General features: G+C 46.4%; 2 protein-coding genes. Both read right to left on the bottom strand.

What is annotated here, in order from left to right:
• Positions 1 to 129: 129 nt before the first annotated feature.
• Positions 130 to 1,302: an acetyl-CoA C-acyltransferase FadA gene (fadA, locus tag MOB01S_RS11830; RefSeq protein ID WP_066805766.1), complete on the bottom strand. Its 1,173-nt coding sequence runs from the start codon at positions 1,300 to 1,302 to the stop codon at positions 130 to 132.
• 21 nt (positions 1,303 to 1,323) lie between these two features.
• Positions 1,324 to 3,477 carry a fatty acid oxidation complex subunit alpha FadB gene (gene fadB, locus MOB01S_RS11825; protein ID WP_066805764.1) on the bottom strand — a complete coding sequence of 718 codons (2,154 nt, stop codon included), beginning with the start codon at positions 3,475 to 3,477 and terminating at the stop codon, positions 1,324 to 1,326.
• Positions 3,478 to 3,591 lie beyond the last annotated feature (114 nt).

The raw sequence follows: 3,591 nt of genomic DNA, 5'->3' as shown, positions 1-3,591 counted from the left end.
ATTTTAGTGGCACTTTTTATGATGTCAAGTGGCATAATCAGATTTTAAGAAAAATTAGCTTTCTCCATTTTAGCACATTCCGCCCACAGACGCAAAAATAAGAGCGTATCGCTACGCCCCTATTTAAAATCACACCCTCTCAATAATGGTAGCTATCCCCTGCCCCAAGCCGATACACATGGTGGCAAGTCCAAGCGTGGTATCTTGTTGCTCCATGACATTTAGTAGCGTGGTGGTGATTCTCGCCCCAGAACAGCCCAAAGGGTGTCCTAATGCAATCGCACCGCCATTGTGATTAACGATGTCTTGTTTATCATACAGTCCCAAGCCCTTTAATACCGATAAGCCTTGTGCGGCAAAGGCTTCGTTTAGCTCCACCGTTTGAATGTCGTTGATGGTTAGCCCTGCTCGTTTTAATGCCTTTTGGGTGGCTGGCACAGGTCCATAGCCCATGATAGCAGCATCACAGCCAGCGACTGCCATTCCCCGAATTTTGGCACGAGGTTTTAGCCCAAGCTCATGGGCTTTGCCTGCACTCATCACAAGCATGGCGGACGCACCATCTGATAGGGCAGACGATGAACCTGCTGTGACTGTGCCATTGGCAGGGTCAAAGACGGGTTTGAGCTTTTGTAGGCTCTCAATATTGGCATCAAAGCGAATGACCTCATCTACTGTACACAACTGCAAATTGCCGTTTTCATCATGCCCTTCTACGCCCACGATTTCATTTTTAAATCGCCCCTCGTGAGTGGCTTTGGTGGCTTTTAGGTGCGAATTTAGAGCAAATTCGTCCTGTTCGTCTCGTGTGATATTATTCATACGCCCAAGCATTTCGGCAGTCAATCCCATCATGTTGGACGCTTTTGCGATGTGCTTTGAGCTACTGGGGTTGATGTCCACACCGTGCATCATCGCCACATGCCCCATATGCTCCACCCCACCGATGATAAAGATGTCGCCTTGATGGGTCATGATTTGGGCGGTGGCGGTGTGTAGGGCTTGCATGGACGAGCCACACAGGCGGTTTACCGTTTGCCCTGCAACGTGTTTTGGGATACCTGCCAGTAGGCTTGCATGGCGGGCGATGTTCCAACCCTGTTCTAGGGTTTGATTGACACAGCCCCAAATCACATCTTCAATGTCATTGGGGTCAAAATCATTTCGCTTTATCAAGGCTTTCATCAGCTCTGCTGATAAAGTCTCTGCTCGCACGTTGCGGAACATGCCGTTTTTGGATTTGCCCATGGCGGTGCGTACGCCATCTATGATTACTACGTCTGTTGGATTTAATGTTGTCATATTTTTTCCTTAAAATTTTAATTATTGATAAAAACTCTCGCCACGCTCTGCCATGTCTCGCAAGAGTTGCGGAGCTTCATACGCCTTGCCCAGATGAGCGTATTTATCACACAAAGCGACAAATTCTTTTACGCCCACTTGGTCAATGTAGCGACATGGACCACCACGAAACGGTGGGAATCCAAGCCCCATCAGCATTGCCATGTCCGCCTCGCCTGCACTTGCCACGATGTTATCTTCTAGGCAACGCACCGTTTCGGTACAAAACGCCACCATCAAGCGGTCAATGATTTCTTGCTCGTCAAAGTCAGCACTACCGTCCTGCACCGTCTTTAACAGCTCATAAGCGGTGGTATCCACGCTCTTTTTAGGTTTGCCTTTTTTGTCAAGCTCATATTGATAAAAGCCTGTGCCATTTTTTTGACCCAAACGGTTGTGTTCAAACATCACGGTCGTGGCGGTCTTATAATCAGGGTTCATGCGTTCAGGGAAAGCGTTTGCCATGACTGCACTTGCGTGCACGCCTGTATCAATGCCCACCACATCAAGCAGATAGGCAGGTCCCATAGGCCAGCCAAATTTTTCCATGACTTTATCAATCTTGACAAAATCCGCCCCATGTTTGATAAGCAAATCAAACGCCCCAAAATAAGGGAACAGCACACGATTTACCAAAAATCCTGCACAGTCATTCACCACAATCGGTGTTTTACCCATTTTTTGAGCTAGGGCAACAGTCGTGGCAATCGCCTCATCAGAAGTTTTTTCGCCACGAATGACCTCCACCAAAGGCATGCGATGAACAGGGTTAAAAAAGTGCATACCCACAAAATTCTCAGGGCGTTTTAAGGATTTGGCAAGCTCGGTAATGCTAATCGTAGAGGTATTAGAAGCAAGAATGGCGTTATCTTTGATGAGGTTTTCAGTTTCGCCAAGCACCCCTTTTTTGATTTTTTCATTCTCAACCACCGCTTCAATGACGATGTCAGGCGTACCAAAATCGCCATAGTTTAAGGTTGGGCGGATTTTGGATAGGGTTTCACCCATTTTGGCAGTGCTGATTTTGCCACGTTCTACTTCTTTGGCAAGGAGCTTGCTCGCTTCATTCATGCCCAAATCAAGTTGCTGTCCCTTGATGTCTTTCATGATGATAGGCAAACCCTTGATCGCCGACTGATAAGCGATACCACCGCCCATAATCCCTGCCCCAAGCACCGCCATCTCGGCGATGTCATGAGCGGATTTGACATGTTCTTTGGCACGTTTTTTGACCAATTGGTCATTTAAAAATACGCCCACCAATGCCTGTGCTTGTGGTGTGGTGGCAGCTTTGGCAAAATTTTTGGCTTCTATTTTGATGGCTTCATCACGCCCCAAATTGGCGTGATTTTCAATCGCCTCCACCGCTAGAGCAACCGCAGGATAATGCTTGGGATTGGCTTTGGCAAAAATTACCCCTTTGGCAGAGTTAAATGCCATCGCCTGTTCGGTTTTGTTAAGTTTAACAGGTTCTAACTTCTCGGCACGTTTGGCTTGCCAGTCCAGCTCACCACTGATGCACTTTTTAACCAAATCCAAAGCCGATTGCTCCACATTTTCGTCCGACACCACAGCGTCCACCAAGCCCAACTTTAACGCTTCATCTGCTCGGTGTGATTTACCTGTGGCAATCGCTTCTAAGGCATTATCAATACCGATGATGCGTGGCGTACGCACACTGCCACCAAAGCCAGGGAAAATGCCAAGTTTAGTCTCAGGCAGACCGATTTGAGCCGACTGCCCCATGACACGGTATTCACAGACAAGCGTCATCTCACAGCCACCACCCAGTGCCACACCGTTTATGGCACACACTTTTGGAAATGGCAAATCCTCAAAACGGTTAAAAACATCATTAATGCCAAGTAACCAGCTTTCTAACTCGCTCGCAGGCTTTTTAAAATAAGCAACAAATTCGGTAATGTCCGCCCCTGCAATGAATACCGATTTGCCTGATGTTACAATCAAGCCTTTGATGTTGCTGGCATTTTTTTCTAAAATGCCAACCGCTTCGGCAAATTCGGCATTGGTAGCTTGGTCAAATTTATTGACGCTTTCTTTTTCATTATTAAAATGAAATTTGACAATATCACCGTCTAAACGGCTTACTTGTATGGATTTTCCTTGATACATCATAAAATCTCCTGTGGGATTTTGCTAAATGGTGCGTTTCACTATACCGAATTTTTGGGCAAATTTAAAGGGATTTTTGCTTGACTTATCAGTCATTTTTAAAAGGCTTAAAAATAA

Origin of the sequence: Moraxella oblonga NBRC 102422 (assembly GCF_001598275.1) — a bacterium.
Lineage (GTDB): Bacteria > Pseudomonadota > Gammaproteobacteria > Pseudomonadales > Moraxellaceae > Moraxella > Moraxella oblonga.
Note: the sequence above shows the minus strand (reverse complement) of the source record. Positions and strands in the feature narration are given on the sequence as shown.

Bases quoted from the DNA above. Each gene is read 5' to 3' on its own strand.
- fadB (WP_066805764.1), bottom strand. From the start codon at position 3,477: ATGATGTATCAAGGAAAATCCATACAAGTAAGCCGTTTAGACGGTGAT.
- fadA (WP_066805766.1), bottom strand. From the start codon at position 1,302: ATGACAACATTAAATCCAACAGACGTAGTAATCATAGATGGCGTACGC.